2 tRNA genes and 2 rRNA genes are annotated in these 1,222 nt (G+C 41.0%); all 4 read left to right on the top strand.

The features are described 5' to 3' along the window. Positions 1 to 211, top strand: a 16S ribosomal RNA gene (locus DC083_RS09940); the annotation flags it as partial. A gap of 73 nt (positions 212 to 284) precedes the next feature. Beyond that, a tRNA-Ile gene (locus DC083_RS09935) sits at positions 285 to 361 on the top strand. 19 nt (positions 362 to 380) lie between these two features. Then, positions 381 to 456: transfer RNA gene (locus tag DC083_RS09930), tRNA-Ala, on the top strand. Positions 457 to 1,018: 562 nt separating this feature from the next. Further along, a 23S ribosomal RNA gene (locus DC083_RS09925) occupies positions 1,019 to 1,222 on the top strand; the annotation flags it as partial.

Raw genomic sequence — 1,222 nt, 5'->3', positions numbered from 1 at the left:
ACATGAAGTCGGAATCGCTAGTAATCGTGGATCAGAATGCCACGGTGAATACGTTCCCGGGTCTTGTACACACCGCCCGTCACACCATGGAAGTTGATTGCTCCAGAAGTAGGTAGCTTAAAAATGGGCGCTTACCACGGAGTGGTCGATGACTGGGGTGAAGTCGTAACAAGGTAGCCGTAGGGGAACCTGCGGCTGGATCACCTCCTTTAAAGAGCGACTCGCAAGAGGTACGAGCTTCCATAGAAACTTATTTAAGATAGAAGAAGAGAAAAGCTAGATCTGGGCCTATAGCTCAGTTGGTTAGAGCACACGCTTGATAAGCGTGGGGTCGGTAGTTCGAGTCTACCTAGGCCCACCAAATAAGTAACCCGGTAAAAGGGGGATTAGCTCAGTTGGTAGAGCGCCTGCCTTGCACGCAGGAGGCCATCGGTTCGACTCCGTTATCCTCCACCATTTTAAGTGGTTATGGATTGGTAGTTGAAGATCTAGAGATAAGAAGTTTAAAACTCTTCTTCTAATAGAATAGACGATAAATAATGTGATTTATGAAGTTATATTTCTGTATTTTCCTTGGTGAATTTTAAAAGGAAATCTGAAATAAAAGTCATCTTATTTATACTCTAATCTATTTAGAGTGTTCTTTAACAATTTGGATTAGTTGGTGCAACGTAATAGCGATGCAGCAGTCATTATTGATCGATGTGAATCGAGTAATAGTGACCAAGATCTTTTGGGTCTTGATGTTGATTTATTCTTCTCGTGATGAGAATGATAAGTTGGTATTGAGATATAAAGAGAGATCGGGAGAGATTGCATTACTTAAGTAAACGATGTATTCAATTTTACTGACTGTCAGTTAATAGTATTGAAAGATATTGTTGATGAAGACAGATTGATAAAATGAGTTAACTTAAAGTGAAACGTTATCATGTTACATTCGTAGGAGAATTAAAAAGCTATTAAATCATATAGTTTGGACGATTCATTATAAAAATGAGTCTAATCCCTATTATATGGTCAAGTGAATAAGCGTACATGGCGGATGCCTTGGCGATTACAGGCGATGAAGGACGTGGAAGTCTGCGAAAAGTTTCGGGGAGCTGGCAATCAAGCTTTGATCCGGAAATGTCCGAATGGGGAAACCCGCACAGGCTTAAAACCCTGTCATCCACAGCTGAATAAAATAGGCTGCTGGAAGCGAACCTGGTGAACTGAAACA

The sequence above is a fragment of the Ignatzschineria ureiclastica genome (assembly GCF_003121845.1).
Classification (GTDB): Bacteria; Pseudomonadota; Gammaproteobacteria; order Cardiobacteriales; family Wohlfahrtiimonadaceae; genus Ignatzschineria; species Ignatzschineria ureiclastica.
Note: the sequence above shows the minus strand (reverse complement) of the source record. Positions and strands in the feature narration are given on the sequence as shown.